Annotated in this window: 21 protein-coding genes; 9 read left to right on the top strand and 12 right to left on the bottom strand. The window is 30.9% G+C overall.

Annotated elements, in window-relative coordinates; translation table 11 throughout:
- Positions 1-20: 20 nt before the first annotated feature.
- The gene (gene bshA / locus FVF61_RS02595) at positions 21-1,160 is read right to left on the bottom strand and encodes an N-acetyl-alpha-D-glucosaminyl L-malate synthase BshA (RefSeq protein ID WP_148452936.1); all 1,140 of its coding nucleotides are present in this window, start codon (positions 1,158-1,160) and stop codon (positions 21-23) included.
- 14 nt (positions 1,161-1,174) lie between these two features.
- Positions 1,175-4,090, bottom strand: coding sequence for a glycoside hydrolase family 3 N-terminal domain-containing protein (locus tag FVF61_RS02600; RefSeq protein ID WP_148452938.1), 2,916 nt, complete (start codon positions 4,088-4,090; stop codon positions 1,175-1,177).
- A 216-nt stretch (positions 4,091-4,306) separates the two neighbouring features.
- On the opposite strand from FVF61_RS02600, the gene FVF61_RS02605 reads away from it, so the two are divergent.
- Positions 4,307-4,678: a DNA topoisomerase IV gene (locus FVF61_RS02605; protein WP_148452940.1), complete on the top strand. Its 372-nt coding sequence runs from the start codon at positions 4,307-4,309 to the stop codon at positions 4,676-4,678.
- Between the two features lie 2 nt (positions 4,679-4,680).
- Positions 4,681-5,478 (top strand): TerC family protein, encoded by a 798-nt coding sequence (locus tag FVF61_RS02610; RefSeq protein ID WP_148452941.1) that lies wholly within the window; start codon positions 4,681-4,683, stop codon positions 5,476-5,478.
- A 59-nt stretch (positions 5,479-5,537) separates the two neighbouring features.
- Here the strand turns inward: FVF61_RS02610 and FVF61_RS02615 are convergent, their stop codons facing one another.
- From FVF61_RS02615 to FVF61_RS02655, 9 genes are all read right to left on the bottom strand, one after another.
- A complete protein-coding gene (locus FVF61_RS02615; RefSeq protein WP_148452943.1) occupies positions 5,538-8,396 on the bottom strand; it encodes a DUF4394 domain-containing protein in 2,859 nt (952 codons plus the stop codon).
- Between the two features lie 337 nt (positions 8,397-8,733).
- Positions 8,734-11,394, bottom strand: a complete 2,661-nt coding sequence (locus FVF61_RS02620; protein ID WP_148452945.1) for a DNA gyrase/topoisomerase IV subunit A — start codon at positions 11,392-11,394, stop codon at positions 8,734-8,736.
- On the bottom strand, positions 11,394-11,876 hold the full coding sequence (locus FVF61_RS02625) for a hypothetical protein (protein ID WP_148452947.1): 483 nt from the start codon (positions 11,874-11,876) through the stop codon (positions 11,394-11,396). The genes FVF61_RS02620 and FVF61_RS02625 overlap by 1 nt, the downstream gene beginning before the upstream one ends.
- Before the next feature lie 31 nt (positions 11,877-11,907).
- Positions 11,908-12,783, bottom strand: coding sequence for a hypothetical protein (locus tag FVF61_RS02630; RefSeq protein WP_148452949.1), 876 nt, complete (start codon positions 12,781-12,783; stop codon positions 11,908-11,910).
- On the bottom strand, positions 12,780-14,645 hold the full coding sequence (locus FVF61_RS02635) for a DNA topoisomerase IV subunit B (RefSeq protein ID WP_148452951.1): 1,866 nt from the start codon (positions 14,643-14,645) through the stop codon (positions 12,780-12,782). The genes FVF61_RS02630 and FVF61_RS02635 overlap by 4 nt, the downstream gene beginning before the upstream one ends.
- Positions 14,646-14,789: 144 nt before the next feature.
- Entirely contained in the window at positions 14,790-15,359 is a 570-nt protein-coding gene (locus tag FVF61_RS02640) for a hypothetical protein (RefSeq protein WP_148452953.1), read from the bottom strand.
- A 24-nt stretch (positions 15,360-15,383) separates the two neighbouring features.
- Positions 15,384-16,478, bottom strand: a complete 1,095-nt coding sequence (gene ychF / locus FVF61_RS02645) for a redox-regulated ATPase YchF (protein WP_148452955.1) — start codon at positions 16,476-16,478, stop codon at positions 15,384-15,386.
- 167 nt (positions 16,479-16,645) lie between these two features.
- Positions 16,646-16,912 carry a hypothetical protein gene (locus FVF61_RS02650; protein ID WP_148452957.1) on the bottom strand — a complete coding sequence of 89 codons (267 nt, stop codon included), beginning with the start codon at positions 16,910-16,912 and terminating at the stop codon, positions 16,646-16,648.
- 218 nt (positions 16,913-17,130) lie between these two features.
- On the bottom strand, positions 17,131-17,484 hold the full coding sequence (locus FVF61_RS02655; RefSeq protein ID WP_148452959.1) for a 4Fe-4S dicluster domain-containing protein: 354 nt from the start codon (positions 17,482-17,484) through the stop codon (positions 17,131-17,133).
- 67 nt (positions 17,485-17,551) lie between these two features.
- On the opposite strand from FVF61_RS02655, the gene FVF61_RS02660 reads away from it, so the two are divergent.
- From FVF61_RS02660 to FVF61_RS02690, 7 genes are all read left to right on the top strand, one after another.
- Positions 17,552-18,613 carry an acyl-CoA reductase gene (locus FVF61_RS02660; RefSeq protein WP_199757252.1) on the top strand — a complete coding sequence of 354 codons (1,062 nt, stop codon included), beginning with the start codon at positions 17,552-17,554 and terminating at the stop codon, positions 18,611-18,613.
- Positions 18,614-18,682: 69 nt separating this feature from the next.
- The gene (gene serC / locus FVF61_RS02665) at positions 18,683-19,747 is read left to right on the top strand and encodes a 3-phosphoserine/phosphohydroxythreonine transaminase (RefSeq protein WP_148452962.1); all 1,065 of its coding nucleotides are present in this window, start codon (positions 18,683-18,685) and stop codon (positions 19,745-19,747) included.
- Positions 19,748-19,858: 111 nt separating this feature from the next.
- A complete protein-coding gene (locus tag FVF61_RS02670) occupies positions 19,859-20,821 on the top strand; it encodes a D-2-hydroxyacid dehydrogenase (protein WP_148452964.1) in 963 nt (320 codons plus the stop codon).
- Positions 20,822-21,058: 237 nt separating this feature from the next.
- Positions 21,059-21,496 (top strand): DUF6146 family protein, encoded by a 438-nt coding sequence (locus FVF61_RS02675; RefSeq protein WP_148452975.1) that lies wholly within the window; start codon positions 21,059-21,061, stop codon positions 21,494-21,496.
- Between the two features lie 28 nt (positions 21,497-21,524).
- Complete coding sequence (locus FVF61_RS02680; RefSeq protein WP_148452977.1) at positions 21,525-22,019, top strand: DUF6787 family protein; 495 nt, start codon at positions 21,525-21,527, stop codon at positions 22,017-22,019.
- Positions 22,020-22,039: 20 nt separating this feature from the next.
- Complete coding sequence (locus FVF61_RS02685; protein WP_148452979.1) at positions 22,040-22,351, top strand: hypothetical protein; 312 nt, start codon at positions 22,040-22,042, stop codon at positions 22,349-22,351.
- A 55-nt stretch (positions 22,352-22,406) separates the two neighbouring features.
- Complete coding sequence (locus tag FVF61_RS02690) at positions 22,407-24,617, top strand: TonB-dependent receptor (protein WP_148452981.1); 2,211 nt, start codon at positions 22,407-22,409, stop codon at positions 24,615-24,617.
- Positions 24,618-24,637: 20 nt separating this feature from the next.
- Here the strand turns inward: FVF61_RS02690 and FVF61_RS02695 are convergent, their stop codons facing one another.
- On the bottom strand, positions 24,638-24,952 hold the full coding sequence (locus FVF61_RS02695) for a hypothetical protein (protein ID WP_148452983.1): 315 nt from the start codon (positions 24,950-24,952) through the stop codon (positions 24,638-24,640).
- Positions 24,953-25,186 lie beyond the last annotated feature (234 nt).

Here is a 25,186-nt window from a genome sequence, read left to right on the forward strand (position 1 = left end):
TATAAATATATTTTTTAAAATTATAGTAAGGATTTACATTTAGTTAGTGTAGCTTGATAAATTGCTTCGTATTGAGGGACTATTTTATGAATATCAAACTTCATAGCCTCCGTTTTAGCCTGCGCTTTAAATTTAGACAATGTGGTTTCTTCTTTTAAAATGGAAATAGCATTTTTACTCATATCTTCTACATCTCCAACATTACTTAGATATCCAGATACACCTTGAATATTTACTTCTGGTATACCTCCAGAATTACTAGAAATAACAGGAACACCTGAAGCCATAGCTTCTAAAGCTGCCAGACCAAAGCTTTCAGTTTCTGAAGGAAGAACAAATAAATCTGAAAAACATAATATGCGATCTATTTCGTTACTATTTCCAAAGAAAACTACTTTATCTTCTATACCTAATTCTTTGCATAATTGTTCTGCTGGTTCTTTTTCAGGCCCTTCGCCAACCATCATTAATTTAGCTGGTATTTGTTTTTGAATGTTATAAAAGATTTTAATAACATCTGGAATACGTTTTACTTTTCTAAAATTACTTATGTGTGTTATGATTTTTTCATTATCTGAAGCCATCATGGCACGTTGACAATCTGTAAAATGATTGATATGTTTACTAATATCAATAAAATTTGTAACTACATCTATTTGATTCTTCACATTGAATAATCTAAGCGTATCATTCTTTAAGCTTTCGGAAACAGACGTCACAGCATCAGACTTATTAATACTAAAAGTAACAGCTGTTTTATAAAATGGATGAGAACCAACTAAAGTAATATCTGTTCCATGAAGTGTGGTAACAATTGGAAGGTAAATTCCTTCTTCCTGAAGCATTTTTTTTGCCATATATGCAGCATATGCATGAGGAATCGCATAATGCACATGAAGGATTTCAATTTCATGAAGCTTAGCCATATCTACTAATTTACTTGATAAAGCTAATTCATAAGGCTGATAATGAAATAAGGGATATTCTGGTACATTAACTTCGTGAAAATGTACGTTGCTTCCTAAAAGTTCTAACCGAACAGGTTGTTTGTAAGTAATAAAATGAACTTCATGTCCTCTTTTAGACAATTCAATTCCTAACTCTGTAGCAACAACTCCACTTCCTCCAAAAGTTGGATAACATACAATTCCTATTTTCATAATTAAAATTTGAATTAATCTATAATCGCTTCATATATCATTCGTTGTATATCTGTCCTAATATTCTCTTTTAATAACAAATTAGAATCTGCTTTTGGGTAGGTTCTATTTGCTAAAAATATATAAACAATTTCTTCTTCAGGATCTGCCCAAGCATAAGTACCAGTAAATCCTGAATGCCCAAAACTTGTCATAGAAATACACCCACAAGTTGGTCCAGACTCTCCTAATTGTGGTTTATCGAAACCTATACCTCTCCTATTATCAGTATCGCAAAAATAACAGGTATTAAATTTATCTATAGTTTCTGGTTTAAAATAACGTTTGCCACCATAAAATCCCTTTTGTAAATACATTTGCATAATTTTAGCTACATCGTTTGCATTACTAAAAACTCCTGCATGACCACCTACGCCATTTTCCATTGCAGCTCCCATGTCATGTACATATCCATGAATTTCTTGATATCTATAATAATCATCAATTTCAGTTGGGACAATCTTTTTTCCACTAAATTTATTATAAGGATTATAAGTTGTATAATTTGCACCTAAAGTTTCATAAAAATGTTCTTGCACTAAAGCGTCTAATCCTTTGTCGTAATAAGTTTCAATATATTTCTTTAAAATGTAATAAGGTAAATCGCTATATCTGTAACTCTCTCTATTTAAAAGATCTGTATCTCTTATTATTTTCTGAATTGTATCTTGGTAATCTTTTCTCATATACAATTCATTAGCAACTTTGACACTAAATTTTTTACTATATTCTTTTTGATAATATTTAAAGTCTGGATGTTTAGTTGAATCTAAAGTAGCATAATAGAAAGGAATCCAGGGTTTTAACCTAGCATTATGAGAAAGCATCTTCTTAATTGTTATGTTTTTTTTATTTGTATTCACATAATCAGGAAGAATGTCTGATAACTTAGTGTCTAACGTTATTGTACCATTTTCTTCCAACTCCATTAACAATGGTAAAGTTGCTAATATTTTAGTTAAGGAAGCCACATCATAAATATCGTCGAAAACTACAGGTTCTGAGTCTTTTTGGTAAGTGTGAGTACCAAAATTTTTATTGTATATTACTTTCCCTTTTCTTGCTACTAGTAATTGAATTCCAGGAGTCATTTTTTTATCTACAGCATATTGAGCTACTGAATCTAATTTATTTAGTTTCTCTGTACTCATTCCAACTCGTTCTGCTATTCCATAGTTTAAACGAGATAAATTAGCATAGTGAATTCCTTCTCCTGCGTTAAATCCATTTCCAACAGAAACTGGTAAATTGCCTTTTGAAGAAATAGCTCCAAAAATTAGCTGTGCAGATTTTTGCTGAGCAATGCTACTATTTTGATAACTTACAACAATACTTTCAAAATTCTCGACAGTTGCAAGGTCTAGAAGTGCATAAGGTTTAACAAAAACATCTAAAATGACATTATTTGTTCTAGCAATTTCATATAACCAAACAAGTTCTTGATCTGAAAATTCATGGCTTTTCCATGGATTTGCATTAGAACGATGAAAACCTATAACTACAGTATTATAAGCTGAAAGTTTTACAAGTAATTCATCTAAATTATCAGCAGTAACTTCATGCACTTTTGCATATTTTTGGAGCTCTTTTAAAAATGTAGAACCATCATCATCTCCCATTTTTACATATGCTATCTTCTTTTCATTTAATTTTCTAATTGGAAGTAAATCTTCTTTATTCTTTATAACTGTAATCGCACTTTCAAAAATAACCTCAGAAAGAGCTATATCTTTTATTCTATTTAAATCCTCAACTAAATGATCAGTTTCGATTGGTTTAAAATTATTTAAGCCAACTTTATATTTAGCTTGAAGTATTTTTTTTACTGAATGTGCTAAACGGCCTTCAGTAATATCACCTAAATTATAGGCTTCAATAATTTTATCAATAGCTTTTGGAACATCTTCAGAAATCAATAACACATCATTTCCAGCCTGAAAAGCTGCCAAATCAATATCTCCAGGCTCACTAAAGTTAGCAGCTCCTCTCATTTCTAAAGCATCTGTATAAATTAAACCTTGAAAATGTAATGAGTCTTTTAAAATGTCTGTAACAATATGCTTTGATAAAGTAGATGGAAGACCTTCTCTAGACTCTAATGCTGGTACATTTAAATGAGCTACCATCACACTAGACAAACCTTTATCAATTAGCTTTCTGTAAGGATATAATTCTACAGAATCTATACGTTTTTCATCAAAATTAATAGTTGGTAAGGTTTTATGAGAATCGCTATCCGTATCTCCATGACCTGGAAAATGCTTAGCATTAGCTAATACTCCAGCATCTTGCATGCCTTTCATAAAAGCTAAAGCTTTTTCTGTAACATTATCTCTGTCTTCTCCAAAAGATCTATTTCCAATTATTGGGTTTTTAGGATTTGTATTTATATCAACAACTGGAGCAAAATTAAAATGCACACCAATTCGTTTACAATGCTCTCCAACCTGTCTTCCAACTTGTTCTATAAGCTGATTATCTTTTACTGCTCCAAGTGTCATATTCCAAGGAAAAGAATAAGTAGAATCTAATCTCATACCTAGACCCCATTCAGCATCCATACCTATTAATAAAGGCGTTTTAGAAGTTGCTTGAAGTAAATTATTTAATTTAGCTTGTTTTATTGGGCTTCCTGTTGAGTAAATTACACCTCCAATATGATAATTAGTGATTAACTGACTAACAATATTTTCATGCGTCAACCCTTGATTTGAGAAAGCTCTAACCATAAATAGTTGTCCAACTTTTTCTTCTAAAGACATATTTTTATAAAGACTGTCCACCCATTTATTCTGGGCTGCTACATCTTTTGATAATAACGGATTATTATTCTGTGAAAATATATTAATAGAAATGAATAAACATGCAATGAAGCAAATAAAATGACGCATAAATTTCAGGCTTTATAAGCAAATAATAGTTGTATTAAAAACTATGCCAAAATAGTACTTTTAAAAGGAAGTTTAAAAGACTTTAAGATAGATTTATAAAGATTTAATTAACCAAAGATTAAACTAACTAAATAACCATATTAAAGAAATAAAAAAAGAAAGGCTATCATTAAATCCATTGGTTTTTTAGTATTTTTGATTCATTAATTTTTTAATATGAAATATTTATTTGGTATCGCTTTACTGTTCACATTAGCAAGCTGTTATGATGTAGAGCGAAATTGCACAGACTTTCAAACAGGTTCTTTTTACAGTGAAATAACTATACATGGTCAAATCTATAAATCTGAATTTAAAAGATCTAAATATCTTCAAATTGAAACGTATAACAATAAAGTAGATTCATCACAAGTGAGATGGATAAACGACTGTGAAGTAGTTTTTAAAACTATTAACCCCAAAAGTATGGCAGAACAAAAAGATATACATCTTAAAATATTAGTAACTACAGATTCTACTTATACATTTGAGTATTCATATGTAGGAGAAAAATTAAAACAAAAAGGAAAAGCATTTAAAATTAAATAATTATGTTAGAATTTTTATTAACTGGTGACGCCATTATGGCCTTATTAACTTTAACTTTTCTTGAAATTATTTTAGGTATTGATAATATTGTATTTATTTCTATTGCGGCAAATAAACTACCTGAACATCAAAGAGCAAAAGCTACTAATTTAGGTTTGCTTTTTGCCATGCTTCAACGCATCATTTTGTTGTTTTTTGTTTCGTTTTTAATTGGTTTAAAAGAACCTTTTTATACTATTGAAACTAGTTGGTTACAAATAGCTATAAGTGGTCAGGCCATTATTTTATTTTTAGGTGGTTTGTTTTTAATTTATAAAAGTACCTCTGAAATTAGGGATAAAGTTGAAACACCTTCACATGATGAAGACCATGTAAAAGGGAAAAAAATTAAATCATTATCTCAAGCGATTACACAAATATTAATTATCGACTTTATTTTCTCCATAGACTCCATCCTTACTGCAGTTGGTATGACCAATGGATTGCATCCAAATCATAACTATGCATTAGTTCTTATGATAATTGCTGTTGTTATTTCAATTATTATTATGATAGTTTTTGCAAATCCAATTAGAAAATTTATAGATGTACATCCTAGTATGCAAATATTAGGTTTGGCTTTTTTAATCCTAATTGGTTTCATGCTTATTACAGAAGCTGCTCACCTATCTCATACTTCTATATTTAATCAAACAGTTGGAGCTATACCAAAAGGCTATTTATATTTTGCCATTGCATTTTCGTTAATGGTTGAGTTTATTAATTTTAAAATTCAAAAGAATAAAACAATCAAAACTTAAATATCTATAAAAAAAAGACCATACAATTATGTATGGTCTTTTTTAATAGTATAATTATACTACCTCTTTATTATTTTATGAGTTGATACATTTCCATTAGTTAAAGACTTTAAAAAATAAGTGCCTTGACTTAAACTAGAAAAGTCTAATGTAACTTCCATATTTTTAGGCTTTAAACTTAAAACCTCTTGTCCTAACATATTAAATACTTGAATCGAATCTATATTCTGCTTAGCATTAATAAATAATAATCCTGTAGTTGGATTAGGGAAATAATTAAATTGTGTTGTTGAGAATTCATCAATTGATAAAGCACCACAAGTGATATCTGCTAGCCATCCTGTTTCTTGTATACTTGTGTCAGATGTAAATACAAAAGTTAAAGCTCCTGAAGCATCTGTTGATGTAAAAGAATCATTTACAGAAAGTAAACTTGCTGGATAGTTAGTTGGTACACCTCCATCACCACTTTCTTCACCACAAAGCGTTTGAGCAATAACTGGATATGTTGCATCTGGACCGTTGTAAATAGTTAAGAAGTCCCAGCAACCTTCTTGAGTTCCATCTCCAGTTGAAGTTTCAATATCTACATATGTAAATGTAACAGTAACAGCTTCACCTACTACACTAGGTGATAACGTAGTTGTAATATTTTCACTTGCCATATACCCTCCAGAAACACCTCCAGAATCTGCATAAGTATCATCACAAGCAAGTGCATTTGCAGTTGTAAACGAGTCAGAGTCTCTTGAGGATGTTCCATCTGTATCACAATCGGCAGAAATATAGGCATCATAAGTTGTAGCAGGCATTAAGCCTGTAGCAGTTGCTGTATTTGTTCCAAAAGGAACATTTTCTGTATATACAGGAGTACCAGTATCTGGATCATCTCCATCATTAAACACACTAAATACATAACCATTTGTTGCGTTTGCAACAGCATCCCAAGTATATGTGGCTTCAGTATCTGTTGTTAAAGTGTTAGTAAATGAGCTTGGTGTGACACAAGTTGGTGGTAATCCACAAGTAACATCTGCTACCCAGCCCGTTTCTTGAATACTACCATCAGAAGTAAAGACAAATGTTAAAGCACCTGATGCATCTGAAGATGTGAAAGACATACCTACAGATAGTAAACTACTTGGCACAGAAGGTACACCTCCATCTCCACTTTCTTCGCCACAAAGCGTTTGAGCTAAAACAGGATAAGTATTATCAGGGCCATTATAAACCGTTAAAAAATCCCAACAACCATCTTGAATTCCATCTCCAGTAGCTGTTTCAATATCAACATATGTAAAAGTTACAGTTACAACATCACCAGGAACATCTGGAATAATAGTTGTACTTATACTTTCATTTGGCATATATCCAGCTGAAGATCCTCCAGTGTCAACATAAGTACCTCCACAGGCTGGTGGCGTTATTTCAGTTTCTATACCTACTGATACAGAATTAGACATCCCATTCGTATCACAATCTGCCATTAAATAGGCATCATACATAGTTTCAGACATTAATCCAGTTGCTGTTGCTGTTAATGTTCCAGACGGAATATTTTCCGTATAAACTGGTGTATCAACATCGGGATCTGCTCCATCATTAAATACATTAAAGACATAGCCATTTGAAGCTCCAGCTACAGCATCCCAACTAAAAGTAGCAGAAGTATCAGTTATGGATCCAACTGCAAAGTTTGTAGGATCTGGACAGGAAATTGATAATGATAATTCAAAATCAAAAGAAGCTGAATCATTAGCATCATCCCATTCTATTAGATAAGTCATCCCACTTGTAACTGGGACTACAACTGTAGATGTATTACTTGCTCCAGAATTATCATCTGAATCAATACACACTAAATTCATACAATCATCATTGTATACAGACACTCTGGTATCTATACCTGTATTAGAAGCTAAGTCTGAAGTAATAGTTAAGTCACCTGAATTTGCTGGTGTAAATTTATACCATTCAGCATTAGTAGCACCAGATAAACAAACATTTGAAGCTCCTCCACTTGAATTTGATGCTCCATTTGAATTTGTTATACCTAAACCTATAATAATTGCATCATCACAAATACAATTATTGTCTATCGTTAAAGGACCATCAATAGTAAACATACCTAACTCTGCATTATTACTATTTACAGAACCTAAAGCTGTTGCCGTTCCAGTTGAAACATCTACAGAATAAATATTATTTACACCACCACCAATATACCCTGCCATATATAGCGTATTTGAAACAGGATCAACATCAGCATCTTGAGCAAATGAAATATTTACACCTAAAGGACCTACTAAAGTAGATGCTCCTGTTGTAGGATTAAGTGTATATAAATTGTCATTACCTATATCTGCCATATAAATAACACCAGCATTATCAATTGCAATCCATATACCTAAAGTAGTACCAACTGTTCCAACTAAAGTTAATGCTCCAGTAGTTAAATTTAAAGTATATAAGTTTGTAGTGGTACCATCTGTTGTTAGTGCATACATTGTAGAGTTTGTTCTATTCCAAGATAAACCAGAATATGTAACTCCAGTAGCTGCCCCAGATAATGCAGCAACTACTGTAACTGCTCCTGTATCAGGGTTTATGGTTAATAAATTTGCATTTGTAGTCTCTAGAGCATATAAGGTGCCAGTTATATCAAAATCTGAAGCATATATATCATTGGGTATAGTAGATACACTAGTAATATTAAATGGACCAATTAAAGGAAAACTTCCATAATCTCCTCCATTTCTTACATCTAATGCATATACATCTCCTGTTGCTCTTAACTGTAAATTTGATATTTCTGAAAATTGGTAATGTTTTTTTAAAAGTTGCCTTTCCTCTTTAGTAAACAAATTTTCTGGCTCTCTTAAGGCCAAATTTTCAACTGATTGAACTTTCTCAAGCACTTTGCCTACTTCTGTAGGAACGTACTATTCTCTGTTTGTTTGAGCATAAATTGATGTTATGAATAACAAAATTGTAAGCAAAACAAGGTTTTTAATGTAGTGTTTTTCATAAAATATTAGATTGATTAGTACTTAAAAATACAAAACTAAATTCAATCTTCTAACTTATTTACAAAATATGTTAAGCGTAAATTGTTAACAATTAGACGTTTGACGACCTATTACTAGAGTTATTAAGATATTAAGTAATTAAAAAATATGATAATTGAAATGAAGACAAATAAAAAAGTCTAGTTTAATTAAATAAACCAGACTTTTTGTAAAATAATTTTTATTTCTAAAATAACTTAGTCTGACCTTTATCATCTAAATTATCTGATGATTCATTATCCTCTGAATTATTTGAAACAATATCTTTATTTCCATTATTTGTTTCTATTGAAATATCTGTTTCATCAACTACTTCAATATCTTCGGCAGCAGTTTCTTCAGGTGCTTCATAAGGTAAAGACTCTAAAAGACTTACTTGATTTATTTTATCTTTTGTTAATTGATTTCCTAAAGCTGTAATTCCTTTTACGGCTATAAATTCTTCAAAATTAACTTCCATATTATCTTTTCTATCTTTACCTCTTTCTTTAGTAAATTCAACTTCTGCCATTGGACGCCAATCTGTTGACACAATCTCTAATTGCGAATTTGGATGATCTGAAATAAAATTTTCTTCTTTAGATTCATTTTCAACTACAAATCGTTTAACATAATATCTTTCTTTTTCTCCATCGAAATAAATGGCAGAAATGGGTTTTTTAGGTATCCATTTTTCCATCACAATCATATCGTCATCAAAACGCGTTGTTATTTCAGGTATTATGGTCTTAATATTACCAGATTGCGTAATAATTAATATCCTATCTTCACCTCGAAACTCTCCTACTAATTCTCCTCTTTCATCAACATTTAAACGTTGAACTGTATCATCAAACCATATTTTTCTTGGTTTTAATGTTGATACTCCTTTTTCTTTAAGCTCTACTTTCTTAACTGCATGTTTAGTAACCACATTTCCTTTTGAAGCTCTACCTTTTATTAGAACTTCAGAAAAATCTAAATCCCATTTCAGTTTTTTAATACTACCAACTTGTCTTAAATGGATGGTTACTACTTCCGCTTCTCCATTTGGATTGGCAGAAAAGTACCAAACTAATGAACCTTTATTTCCATTTGTTAAATCATATTCCTTGTCTCTGGTAGTGCTAGTTACTGAAAATCGTTTTACATAAGATGGTCCTTTGCTACCATCTTTATAAATCATATTGTAAATGGTACGTTTATCTTTTTTCTTAAAGACTGCCACGTGAATGATGTCTTTGCCAATAAATGTTTTTGCATCGACTTTTGTTACCATCATTATTCCTTCTCTGGTAAATACAATAATATCGTCTATATCACTGCAATCACAAACATATTCGTCTTTTTTTAGGGATGTTCCAACAAATCCTTCTTCTCTATTTACATATAGTTTCGTGTTTCTTATGACTACTTTGGTAGCATCTACATCATCAAAAGTTCTAATTTCTGTGAGTCTTTCTCTACCTTTTCCATAGTCCTTTTTAAGTCTTTCGAAATATGTAATAGCATAATCTATAAGATTTGCTAAATGATGTTTTACTTGAGCAATTTGATCTTCTAATGCATCAATTTTTTGTTGTGCCTTATCGATATCGAACTTTGAAATACGTTTGATTCTAATTTCAGTTAATCGAACTATATCTTCTTCTAATACAGCACGTTTTAAATGTTTAGTATGTGGTTTTAAGCCTTTATCGATTGCTTTAATAACTCCTTCCCAAGTTTCTTCTTCTTCTATATCGCGATAAATTCTGTTTTCAATAAAAATACGCTCCAATGAAGCAAAATGCCATTGTTCTTCAAATTCTCCAAGTTGTATTTCTAATTCACTTTTTAATAACTGTACTGTGTTATCAGTCGATCGTCGAAGCATTTCAGAAACACCTATAAATAGAGGTTTATTGTCTTCAATAACACAACCTAAAGGCGAAATGGAACTTTCGCAACTGGTAAAAGCATACAATGCATCAATGGTTTTATCTGGTGATATACCTCCAGGCAAATGCACTAAAATCTCAACTTCAGCAGCTGTATTGTCTTCAATTTTTTTAATTTTGATTTTACCTTTGTCATTAGCCTTTAAAATAGAATCAATTAGAGATGATGTGTTGGTTCCATAAGGAATTTCTGAAATAACTAACGTATTTTTGTCTAGCTGAGAAATTTTAGCCCTCACTCGAACTTTTCCACCACGCAAGCCATCGTTATAATTATTAATATCTATAATTCCAGCTGTTGGGAAATCTGGATAAATGGTAAAACGTTTTCCTTTTAAATGCTTTACTGAGGCATCTATAAGCTCTATAAAATTATGAGGCAATATTTTTGTTGAAAGCCCTACAGCAATTCCTTCTCCACCTTGTGCCAAGAGTAAAGGAAACATGACAGGAAGGTTAATAGGTTCTTTTCTTCTACCATCATATGATGCTTGCCATTCAGTTATTTTAGGGTTGTAAACAACATCTAAGGCAAATTTAGATAAGCGTGCTTCTATATAACGTGAAGCTGCTGCTGAATCTCCAGTAAGTATATTTCCCCAGTTTCCTTGGGTATCAATCAGTAAATCTTTTTGACCAATTTGTACCATAGCATCTGCAATACTTGCATCACCATGTGGATGGTACTGCATGGTATGTCCAACAATATTAGCAACTTTGTTGTAACGTCCATCATCCAAATCTTTCATAGATTGCATGATACGACGTTGCACAGGCTTAAAGCCATCTTCAATAGCTGGAACTGCTCTTTCTAGAATAACATAAGACGCGTAATCTAAAAACCAGTCTTTAAACATCCCAGAAACTTTAGTAATCGTTTCGTGGTTATCTTCATGTTCGTTTAACAATTCGTCATTCTCTTCACTCATTAATCTTCAGATTTTCTATTATGTTTAACCATTTTTGTTAATGATTGTCTTATATATTTTCTCTTTTTTCTTGATAATAGCGTTACGTTAAAACGCTCTTTTTTTACATGACCTTTACTGTCTTTAATATAAAGCAACAAACTTTTAAAGAAAAAGTAATTATTAAATTTAAATCCTGTAAGTCGTTCTTTATAAAATTCAACAGTATGTTCTCTGTAATTAAAATGATCTGATAACAATAACCCTTTATTTGTAACAATTACTTTGAGTCCGTCGCTATCATACTCAAAATATTTTGCTATAGAATGTACTATAAAAAAGACAGCTCCAAAACTTAAAACAATTACAAAAAAAGTAATCAATGGATTTGGCGTTAAATCACTAAAGGCACTAAAAACAGTTGCTAAAAGTATGGCAAAAACAATCAGTATAAAATATACTGAAACAATTACGTTTTTTACTTTAGAATTGTTAGTTCTCATTGTATATATTTTTTTAAGCTCCCTAAATTAACTAATTTCCTAGTTCATTTCTCGATTTTTCTCTTGCTTCTTTTAAACTAAAATATTTATCATACCAAACATCTACAACGAAAATACCAGAATATTTATCATTTAATTTAGAGTAGATTCTAATTTCTGAAGGCTTCTTCATCTTATCAAAATCAACTTGGTATCTATAAACTTTAAAACCAATTGAATCTGTTAAATACTGACTGAATTGTAACTTTTTAAAATTTCCGTGAGTTTGTTTTATAGAATCACATTCTTTTAACATGTATTTTTTCCAATCTTTCCTTATAGTTCTATAAATTGCATTGGTTTCATTAAGTTCAAAAATTTCAGAATTCTCACAAAGGTTATAAGACTTTAATGCAAATTCATTGTTTTGTTTTACAATAGAATCTTGCACTATAGAAATATCTACAACAAATGGTTTTGGATGTTCACCCCAAGTATAAAATGTATCAGACCAATAACTTTTTGTGTTTATACTAGTAAATCTGCCTTTTTTATCTATAAATATTCTTATTTCTGAAAGCCAATCAGCTTTAGATCTTTTTACTTTGTATCTAAAAACTTCTTTATCATTTCTAAAAATTACTTCATCTAAAATTATACTTGCTATGGAACCATATCGCTCTTCTTGCCATTTGCAATGGGAAGATATCTTGTTATCATCATAAAATTTTCTAAAATCATATGTTGTTTTTTTAGAAGTAAATGAAGGAGCTTCATCACAAGTTGTTAAAGCTTGATAAACAAATTCATAAACCTCCTGTTTTTTTTCTTCAGATATTGTTGAAAGATCGATTTTAGAATATTGAGAAAAACTGCTTTGCGTTAATAATATCAAGACAACCAGAATATTGAAACTTAAATTCTTCATGATACTTTTTCTTCTTCTAAAATATCTAATTCTACTTTTAAATTGTCGATAATAAAATCTTGTCTGGTTGGTGTGTTTTTTCCCATATAGAAAGAAAGCAACTCTTCAATAGACATGTCTTTATCCAGCATCACAGGGTCTAGACGCATATCTTCCCCAATAAAATGCACAAATTCATCTGGTGAAATTTCACCAAGTCCTTTAAATCGAGTAATTTCTGGTTTAAGTTTTAATTTCTCTATAGCATCACGTCGTTCTTCATCTGAATAACAATATATTGTTTCTTTCTTATTTCTTACTCTAAATAAAGGGGTTTGCAAAATATACAAATGTCCTTCTTTAATTACTTCAGGAAAGAATTGCAAAAAGAAGGTGATTAACAATAAGCGAATATGCATTCCATCTACATCAGCATCTGTAGCAATTACCACATTGTTATATCTTAAATCCTCTAAAGATTCTTCTATATTTAATGCAGCCTGTAACAGATTGAATTCTTCGTTTTCATAAACTATTTTCTTACTTAAACCATAGCAATTTAGAGGCTTTCCTTTTAAGCTAAAAACAGCTTGTGTGTTCACATCTCTGGATTTTGTGATGCTACCAGAAGCTGAATCTCCCTCTGTAATAAACAAGGTAGTCTCTAAATTTCTTTCGTTTTTAGTATCTCCAAAATGCACTCTACAATCACGTAGTTTTTTATTGTGAAGATTCGCTTTTTTTGCTCTGTCTTTTGCTAACTTTCTAATACCAGAAAGTTCTTTACGCTCACGTTCTGCCTGAAGTATTTTACGTTGAATTTTCTCAGCAGTATCCGGGTTTTTATGTAAATAATTATCTAATTGTGTTTTCAGAAAATCGTTTACAAAAGTTCTAACGGTTGGAAGTTTCCCTCCCATATCTGTAGAACCCAATTTTGTTTTTGTTTGACTTTCAAAAACTGGTTCCATAACTTTAATAGAAACAGCCGAAACAATTGATTTTCTAACATCTGAAGCTTCATAGTTTTTGCCATAAAACTCTCTAATTGTTTTTACTAAAGCTTCTCTAAAAGCAGCTAAATGTGTCCCTCCTTGTGTGGTGTTTTGTCCATTTACAAAAGAATGATACTCTTCGCTATATTGAGTTTTACTATGTGTAATGGCGACTTCTATATCATCTCCTCGTAAATGAATAATAGGATATAACCTGTCTGTATCTTTTATGTTTTCTGCTAATAGGTCTTTTAAACCATTTTCACTAAAATATTTTTCTCCATTAAAAATAATGGTTAAACCTGTGTTTAAATACACGTAGTTTTTAAGCATTTTTACAACATACTCATTTCTGTATTTGTAATTTTTAAAAATAACATCGTCTGGAACAAAAGATACTTTGGTTCCTTTTCTTCTAGATGTATCGTCTAAAAGCTCTTGATTGGTTAAGTTTCCTTGTTCAAATTCAGCTGATGCCGATTTATTATCACGAGTAGATTCGACTCTAAAAAATGAAGATAAAGCGTTTACAGCTTTGGTACCAACACCATTTAGTCCAACCGATTTTTTAAAAGCTTTCGAGTCGTACTTTCCTCCTGTATTCATTTTGGAAACCACATCTACTACTTTCCCTAAAGGAATTCCACGACCATAATCACGAACAATAACTTTATTACCTTGAATGGACACATCGATGGTTTTACCAGCTCCCATAACGTATTCGTCAATAGAGTTGTCTAAAACCTCTTTTAAAAGGATGTAAATACCATCGTCTGGAGAAGAACCATCGCCAAGTTTTCCAATATACATTCCAGGACGCATTCTTATGTGTTCTTTCCAGTCTAGGGAACGTATATTATCTTCTGTATAATTAGATTGTTCAGACATAAATTGGCGCAATTTTTTGGTACGATGCTAATATAAGGTTTCGTTCTAAAAAATGAAATACAGAATCCACAAAGTAATTAACAATAAAAAGCCAATGTTGTTGAGAACATTGGCTTTTAAATTTATGAATTTATTTTTAAAGGATTAAAACTTATATCCTATTCTTGCATGCAGATTTACAGCTACATCACTATTGCTATCATTATAATATTCTTCTCTATAATGTATATATCCTAAACCAAATCCGGCTTCGTAATTAAAGTGGTTACCGATATTTCTTCTTATTCCCCAAGTTGGAACAATCATAAAATCGGTTTCTAAATTAATATCCTTACTTGTTCCTATGAAAAACAAATCTGAATTATAACTGGTTTTTAAAGCTATAAAGTTTCCACTATTGCCATCAATTCGTTTTCCTTTGTTTACACGTTTATTTAAGTTGTAATAAAAACGTGGCTCCAAAGTAATAACAGGAATAAAAAAAAGACCTTTTTCATTTGAGTAATTATTTTCCCATATTCCTAAATCTAAACCTATTTCAGTTCTTAAGGCGAACTTGTTGGACAATCTGAATTCTCCATGAGCCCAAATACCAGCAAAACCTGTCTGGATACCATAAACTGATTTTTCAACACTAGCAGTCTGTTCTTTATCTTGAGAAAAACCATTTATGCTTAAACCGAAAAGCATAGCAACCAATAAAATATGTTTCATTTATTATAAATTTGGGTTATTTATCTAAACATTAAATAAGAAGTGCATGACGTCTCCATCTTTTACAATGTAATTCTTGCCTTCTACTCTCATTTTTCCAGCTTCTTTAACTTTTGCTTCACTACCAAATTGAACATAGTCATTATAAGCAATAACTTCAGCTCTAATAAAGCCTTTTTCAAAATCTGTATGAATTACTCCAGCTGCTTGAGGAGCAGTTGCTCCAATATCCACAGTCCAAGCACGAACTTCTTTTACTCCTGCTGTGAAATAGGTTTGTAGATTTAATAACTTATAAGCAGAACGAATTAATTTTGAAGAACCTGGTTCATCTAAACCAATATCTGCTAAAAACAATTGGCGTTCTTCATAATCATCTAATTCATTAATATCTGCTTCTGTTCCAACAGCTAATACTAATACTTCAGCGTTTTCGTCTTTTACAGCTTCTTTTACTTTTTCAACATAGGCATTTCCAGATACTGCAGAACCTTCATCTACATTACAAACATACATAACAGGTTTGTCTGTTATAAACTGACTTGGTTTCACAAAATCTTCATTTTCTTCTTCCGAAAACTCTAAGGCTCTTACTGAAATTCCTGCTTCTAAACCTGCTTTAATTTTCAATAAAACGGCTTCTTCTTTTTGAGCTTCTTTATTTCCTGTTTTTGCAGCACGCTTAACTTTATCTAGTTTTTTATCGACTGTTTCCAAGTCTTTTAACTGCAATTCCATATCGATAGTTTCTTTATCACGAATTGGATTTATATTCCCATCGACATGTACAATATTATCGTTATCAAAACAACGCAAAACATGAAGAATCGCATCTGTTTCACGAATATTCGCTAAGAATTGATTACCTAAACCTTCTCCCTTACTTGCTCCTTTAACCAAACCTGCAATATCCACTATTTCAACAGTTGCAGGCAATACACGTTCAGGATTTACTAAAGACTCTAACTTTTGAAGTCTTGGATCTGGTACGTTTACAACACCTATATTAGGTTCTATAGTACAAAACGGAAAGTTGGCACTTTGCGCTTTAGCATTAGATAAACAATTAAAAAGGGTCGATTTCCCTACGTTTGGTAATCCTACGATGCCTGCTTTCATTGAAAATATATTTTGTCATTCCTACAAAGGCAGGAATCTCATTCTTTTTTTGCAGCTGCAAAGGTAACCAATTACTTGAATAGTTTGAATAGTGAATTGAAAATTTGTTATATGTGTAAATTGAAATTTAAACGTTTAGTTTATCTAATTAAAAATATAGTTATTTATCAGTATACTCCAGCTCCAGGATTGGTATATCTTACGTTCAATTTTTTGAATGTTTCATTTTCTATTATTAGATTTTTTTTGTCATCAATCTTACTAAAAACAGTATCACTTTCGATTATTATTTTTAAAACTCCATTATATTTAACTGCAGGATATTTTTCAGTATCATTTATATTTTCAGTATATTTTTCTCCAATTCTAGAAATCACGATAGTTTTCTTATTATTTTCTGTATTTACCCATTTTCCTTTAAATCTATTATTCAAATTAGTTTTACAAGAAAAACAAAAATAACAGCCATTATTAAAAGTAGTTTATTTTTCATTTTATTCAGTTTAATGTTTAATTAATAGTTACGTATTCTATTTCGATAAAATGTTACACAAATTATAACCAACTTTATGAAATTGTATTTTTTAATTTATATACAAAAAATCCCAAGCTATAGCTTAGGATTTTATAATAATATAAGGTCTATTAGAGTCTAGTCTTCTGGATGCATAAAGCGTTGTTTACCTAATAATACTTCTTCTGTTTCTACATGGTCGTCGTCTGGAACACAGCAGTCCACTGGGCAAACAGCAGCACATTGAGGTTCTTCATGAAATCCTTTACATTCGGTACATTTATCTGGAACTATATAATAAATTTCGTCACTAATTGGCTCTTGAGCTTCATCTGCATCTACTTCCTTACCATTTGGTAATACAACACGTCCTGTTAAACCAGTTCCATCTTTATAACGCCAATCATCAGCACCTTCATAAATAGCAGTATTTGGACATTCAGGCTCACAAGCTCCACAGTTTATACATTCGTCTGTTATAATTATTGCCATAGCGATTTTTATCTTAAATTTGCAGCTGCAAAAATAAAGCCAAAACAATTCATAACCAAACCTAATAATGAATTTAGAAAAAAGAATCCAAGCCTTTGTAAAACTAGGTGATTTTTTAAGTCAGTTTTCTATAACAGGTATCATAAAAAGAGAAAACATAGAGCATAATGACTTGTTTTTTGATGCCTTTAAACATCAAATAAAATTAGCTAAAGAACACAATGGCTGGTTTACTAATGAAAATATTTTATTTGCTTTTAACAACTGGTCTAAAGCACTGAATAATAGCAATATTGAAGTATTTTTAAGCAACTATAACTTTAAGAGTATTGATTCCAAAAAAATAGCCATTATCATGGCAGGAAACATACCTTTAGTTGGATTTCATGATTTCTTTTGTGTATTACTTTCTGGACATGATGTGTTGGTAAAACAATCTAGTAACGATAAACATTTACTTCCTTTTCTAGCTAAATATCTAGAACATGTTGAACCTAGTTTTAATGGAAAAATAACTTTTACAGAAGACAAACTAGTAGATTTTGATGCAGTTATTGCTACTGGTAGCGACAATACTGCCAGATATTTTGAATACTATTTTAAAGGCAAACCTTCTATTATTAGAAAAAACAGAAACTCTATAGCTGTATTAACTGGTAAAGAAACCGATCAGCAATTAACTCAGCTTTCCAACGATATTTTTAGATACTATGGCTTGGGTTGTAGAAACGTATCCAAATTGTTTGTGCCTAAAGATTATAATTTTGATAGCTTTTTTAATGCCATGTATGCTTGGAATCCCATAATAAACGGAGCCAAATATGCCAATAATTACGACTATAATAAGGCTGTGTATTTAATGAGCGAATTTGACATGCTGGAAAATGGGTTTTTAATGATTAAAGAAGATTCCAGCTACACCTCTCCTATTGCAACCGTGTTTTATGAACACTATGAAACTTTAGATACCTTAAAAAAGAAACTTAATACCGATGCCGAACAGATACAATGTGTGGTGGCAGATGGTTTGATAGAGAATGAAATTGCCTTTGGAGAAACACAAAACCCAAATTTAAACGATTTTGCTGATGGTGTTGACACCTTGGCATTTTTGTTGAAAATAAGTTGATAAATAAAAACAGATTCAACCTATAATTTATAAGAAATTAGCACCTTTGCTAATGTTAAAAAATATATTATGAAAAAACATAATTTTAGTGCAGGTCCATGTATTTTGCCACAAGAAGTTCTTTTAAAAGCATCTGAAGCTGTTATGGATTTTAATAACGATGGATTGTCGTTATTAGAAATATCCCATAGAAGTAAACCTTTTGTAGATGTTATGGAAAAAGCAAGAACTTTAGCCTTAGAGCTTTTAGGTCTTGAAGGAAAAGGATTTAAAGCATTGTTTTTACAAGGTGGTGCAAGTACCCAGTTTTTAATGGTAGCTCTTAATTTATTAGAAAAAAGAGCTGGCTATTTAAATACTGGTACCTGGAGTGATAAAGCCATTAAAGAAGCTAGAATCTTTGATGATGTATACGAAGTAGCTTCATCTAAAGCAGCTAATTATAACTACATTCCAAAAGGATACGATATTCCATCAGATTACGATTATTTTCATTGCACTTCTAACAATACCATTTTTGGAACACAAATGAAATCGTTTCCAACTTGCGATATTCCTATGGTTTGCGATATGAGTAGCGATATTTTTTCTCGTGTATTAGACTTTTCGAAGTTCGATTTAATATATGCAGGAGCTCAAAAAAATATGGGTCCAGCAGGAACTACTTTAGTGGTTATTAAAGAAGATATTTTAGGAAAAGTATCTAGAAAAATACCTTCTATGATGGATTATAAAGTACATATAGAAAAAGGAAGTATGTTTAATACACCTCCTGTTTTTGCAGTGTATGTATCTATGTTAACCTTAGAGTGGTTAAAAAATCTTGGTGGAATTAAAGCCATTGAAGAGATAAACGAGATGAAAGCTAGGGTTATGTATTCTGAAATAGACTTAAACCCTTTATTTAAAGGTTTTTCTGTAAAAGAAGATCGTTCAAACATGAATGCTACGTTTACACTAGCAAATGATAATTTAAAAGAAACCTTTGAAACCATGCTTAAAGAGGCTGGAATTAATGGTTTAAACGGTCACAGAAGTGTTGGTGGTTATAGAGCTTCTATGTATAATGCCTTACCTTTAGACAGTGTAAAAGCATTAGTAGAAGTTATGAGTGAATTAGAAACAAAAGCTTAAAAAGTGTTCAGTAAACATTAGCTGTATACAAATACTTACTAGAACAAAGAAAAGAAAACAATTTAATTTAAAATAGAGTCTCACCTTCGTGGGAATAAAACTTATTTTTCAATGAAAGTATTAGCAAACGATGGTATTTCGAAAAGTGGAATTGAAGCCTTAGAACAAGGTGGATTTGAAGTTTTAACAACTACCGTAGCACAAGAACAATTAGTAAAATACATAAATAAGCACCAAATAGACGTGTTATTGGTTAGAAGTGCCTCAGAAGTACGTAAAGATATTATTGATGGCTGTACCTCTTTAAAGATTATTGGTCGTGGTGGAGTTGGTATGGATAATATTGATGTGGAATATGCCAGAAGTAAAGGTATTCATGTTATTAATACACCTGCTGCTTCTTCTCAATCTGTTGCAGAGCTTGTATTTGCTCACTTATTTGGATGTGTACGTTTTTTACATGATTCTAATAGAAACATGCCTTTAGATGGTGATTCTCAATTTAAATCTTTAAAAAAGAATTATGCTAAAGGTGTTGAATTAAGAGGAAAAACACTTGGTATTATAGGCTTTGGACGCATTGGAAAGGAAGTTGCCAAAATAGCCTTAGGTATTGGTATGAAAGTTATTGCTAGCGATAAGTTTGTAGGTAAGGCCAATATTAAAGTCGAGTTTTACAACGGACAGTTTATCAATGTTGAAATAGAAACAGAGCCAATGAAGGACATTCTTAAACATGCCGATTTTATTACTTTACACGTTCCTGCACAAGCAGATTATGTTATAGGTAAAAAGCAACTAGATATGATGAAAGATGGCGCAGGAATCATTAATGCAGCTCGTGGAGGTGTTATAGACGAAGTAGCACTTATAAAAGCTTTAGAAAGTGGTAAAATAGCCTTTGCAGGTTTAGATACCTTTGAAGAAGAACCAACACCAGCCGTTCAAGTATTAATGAATAGCAAAGTGTCTTTAACACCGCATATTGGTGCAGCTACAAATGAGGCACAAGATAGAATTGGTACCGAGTTAGCTTCGCAAATAATTAGTTTGTTAAAAACAGAGAACGTATAAACTGCAAACCATTGGCATTGGCTACAATATAAACGATGCTATTGAATTGGTATTGAGTAACAATAAAAAGATTGGTTGTCTTTTAGGCTTAGATAGAAGCCTATTTGGAAAAAATAAATATTTCCATAAAAAATAATAAAAAAGTCAAACTCTATGTTTGACTTTTTTATGTTAAAGAGGCTTAAATTAAGTAAAATAATGCATGATTTTTGTATCTTTAAAATAAAACAAAAAGCCATGAAATCAATTCTTTACACCCTTATACTTTGTGGGTTATTCTACAGTTGTAAAACCAGTCAACCTAAAGAAATAAGCACACAGAAAGATCAAATTAGCTTGATTGAGAATGATACAGTTTCTATTTCTAATGATGATTTAGAATACGAGTTAATAATTATTGAACCAGGTTATAATTTATGGTTAGAGACTAGAGCTAGAGCTAGAGGCTACTATGAACAGGATTTTTTAGAGACCAGAAACAAACAATATGTAGATGCTTGGAATGAACGTGTATTGCAACCATTAAGATATCAATCTGGATTGTATGATACACAAATATATTACAATCCGAATACAGACTATGGTTATGAAGTAAATTATAAACTCTATAACTATTTCATCTTCTTTCAGTTAACCTATAAACAAAAATTAACTAGTTATACTCCTAGAATTTAGAATATCTTTGCACGACTAAAAAGTAGCAATGAAACAATTTAAAACGAACTGGGAAATTCAAAAAAACTGGCAGCTTATTTTTCCAATTATGGGTATCTTGGGGCTAATCTATAGCTCCTTTAAATTGGCAAATGTCATATTAGGAGGCTATAACTTGTATATTACAATTGCTGTTACTGCTACTCTATTTTATGTATTTTTAAAGTTTACACTATTATTATTTAAAAAATTAGAGAATAAATGGATCGTAGATTATAAATGGGAAATGATTCGCATTTTTATTGTTTTTGCAATTACAGGTTCATCGTCTTTATTTATTGGAAGACCCATTATAAAACTATTAGGAATTACTAAAGAAAACTTAAATATTGTGGTCTATTGGGTTTTATATATTATTATTGGGCTTATTTTTTATCAGATCCTTTTAGTTTTTATTGGCTGGCTGTTTGGACAGTTTAAATTCTTTTGGGAATTTGAAAAGAAAATGCTGAAGAGATTTGGGTTAAAACGCTTTTTAGATTAGTGCATAAAATCAAACAACATATGGTATTTAAATTGTCTACACTTATTTTAGTGTTGGCTTTACTAACACCTTCTGTTGTTAAGTTTACACATATTTTCAGTCATCATAAACACGAAGTTTGCAAAGGAGAATCTAAAACCCATTTACATACCTTAGATATTGACTGTACGTTTCATAAGTTTAAATTAAACAATCAGTATACATTTACTGTTCAGTCTTATAATCTTTTTGATATTGATGATAACTACAATCATATCTTCAGTCAGTATCTGTTTTTAAACACATTTCAACCCCTTCATTTTACTCTTAGAGGGCCTCCATTTAATAGTTAATCTTTACATACAAGCTAAAGATATTTAGCTAAACATTAACTATTATACATTAAAAATGAAAACATTAATAAACTTACTATTATTTGTAAGTCTTACTGCTATACAAGCACAAAACACAATAGAAGGAACTCTTTTAGAAAATAACACAAACAATCCCATTGCATTTGCAAACATCTATTTACCACAATTAGAGAAAGGAACTACTACAGACGAATCTGGACATTTTGTCTTACAAAATTTACCTTCTGGAAATTATAAAATTGTTTTTTCGTTTATTGGGTTTGAATCTCATTCTAAAACCATACAAATTCCAATATCCAAACCTTTAGAAATAGCATTAAATCCTTCTGCCATAGAAATGGATGCTGTAATACTATCAACTCCATTTCATAAGCTACAACGTGAAAATGTTATGAAAGTAGAATATGAGAAAGTTTCAGATTTAAAGGCTATTGGTGCAATAACATTATCTGATGGTATTGATAATATTGCAGGAGTAGAAAGCATCACTACTGGACTAAGTATTGGAAAACCTGTAATACGTGGTTTAAGCTCTAATCGTGTTCTTGTCTATGCGCAAGGCGTTAGACTTGAAAACCAACAATTTGGAGCAGAACATGGCTTAGGACTTAATGATGCTGGCATAGAAAGTATTGAAGTTATTAAAGGACCTGCCTCCTTACTTTATGGAAGTGATGCACTTGGTGGTGTTCTTTACTTAAATCCTGAAAAGTTTGCTCCAATTAATGAAAGTGCAGCAGATGTTACTGGTAACTACTATTCAAATACATTAGGTTACAGTACCAATGCTGGATATAAAGCCTCTGGAGACAAGTTTAAGTATCTATTTCGAGGATCAATTACTGGTCATTCAGATTACGAGACTCCTAATTATAGAGTCACCAACACACGATTTAAAGAGCAAGATTTTAAAGCAGGTTTAGGATATCAATCCACTCAATTTAAAACGGAATTTCGTTATAATGTGAATCATTCAAAATTAGGCATTCCTGAGGAGGTTACAGACCAATCTACAGATAAGAATCCTTTATTACCTTATCAAGATATTACAAATCATATTTTTAGTTCTAAATCTACTATGTTTTTTGATAAATCTAGTTTGGAAATAAATTTAGGTTATACTTATAATAACAGAAAAGAATTTGAAGACGAACATGACCATGATGATTATGAAGAACACGAAGAACATGAGGAGCATGAAGAAGCTGCATTAAATATGAAATTAAAAACCTTTAATTATGATATGAAATATCATTTACCTGTTTACGGGAAGTTTGAAACCATATTTGGGGTTCAAGGTATGAATCAGGTTAATGGAAATTATGGTGAAGAGATATTAATACCAAATGCTGTTACTAATGATTTTGGAGTGTTAGGAACGTCTCATATACATTTTGAATCTATTGATGTTCAATTAGGTTTTAGATATGATTATCGACATATTTCAATTGAAAATGAATTCTCAAAAAACTACAATAGTTTTAATGGTGCAGCAGGAATTAAAGCAGACGTTTTTAAATATATTACTACAAGGTTTAATGTTTCTACAGGGTTTAGAGCACCAAACCTTTCTGAATTAGCATCTGATGGTGTTCATCATGGAACTAATAGATATGAAATAGGTAATCCTGATTTAGTTAACGAACAAAACATACAATTAGATTTAGCTCTTGAACATAATAGCGATCATTTTGAGTTTTTTATTAATGGCTTCTATAACTATGTATTCGATTATATTTATCTAGCTCCAAATGGACAAATTATTGATACTGCACCAGTGTATAATTACCTACAAGATAATGCAAGGTTGTATGGAGGTGAAATAGGCTTTCATTTACATCCTCATCCTCTAGATTGGCTTCATTTTGAAAGTAGTTTTGAAACGGTTACAGGGAAGCAAGATAATGGAGACTATTTACCCTTAATTCCTGCAAATTCATTATTAAATACTGTTCGTGTAGAATATGAAAATAAGTGGTTAAATTCTGGTTTTGGTTTTATTACCCTTAGATCTACATTTAAGCAAGGCCATGTAAGTTATTTTGAGACATCTACACCATCTTATAATTTATTAAGTGCAGGAATTGGTGGAACTGTAAGTGTCTTTAATAACGATTTAATCTTGTCTATCTCAGGAACTAATTTAACTAATAAAAATTATATAAATCATCTTTCTAGACTAAAACAAGATGGTATTTATAATATGGGAAGAAATATAAGTGTTGGTGTTACTTATCAACTATAAGACTTCATTAGCCTTCTGATTTAATCTATTTCAGAAGGCTTTTTTTCTTCTATTTCTACTACTGGTTTTAATTTTTTGCTAGTAAACACAAAGGTATATATCCACATAAGTGTAAAAGAAGGTATAAAATCTACCATAGGTAATGCTTCTTCAATAAAAGTACCTACAGCAGCAAACTTACCAGATTTACCAGCATATAATTTTGTCATTAAATAAGCAGATAATGGCGCCCAAACAAAATCGAATGGAGGGAATATGTAAGATACATAGCCTAATAAATCGAATATAATTCCTAATATTAGTTTTTTAGTTTTAGTACTCTTGTCTAAATTCATATTATAAATTTTTAACTACTATACTAATAGCAAATAGTATTCCACAAATTAATACATAATATTTTCAACAACTATGAATCAATGTCACATTAAACTTCATATCTATATCATAAAAATTAACACTCTCATAAGGGCTTTTAACGTTTAGTTAGCATATTATAATTATTTTCAAATTTAGATTTGCTTTTTTTAAATGTAACTATGTTTCATTTATGCTTTTATTATTACATCAAT

The organism is Xanthomarina maritima (assembly GCF_008084905.1).
Classification (GTDB): Bacteria; Bacteroidota; Bacteroidia; order Flavobacteriales; family Flavobacteriaceae; genus Xanthomarina; species Xanthomarina maritima.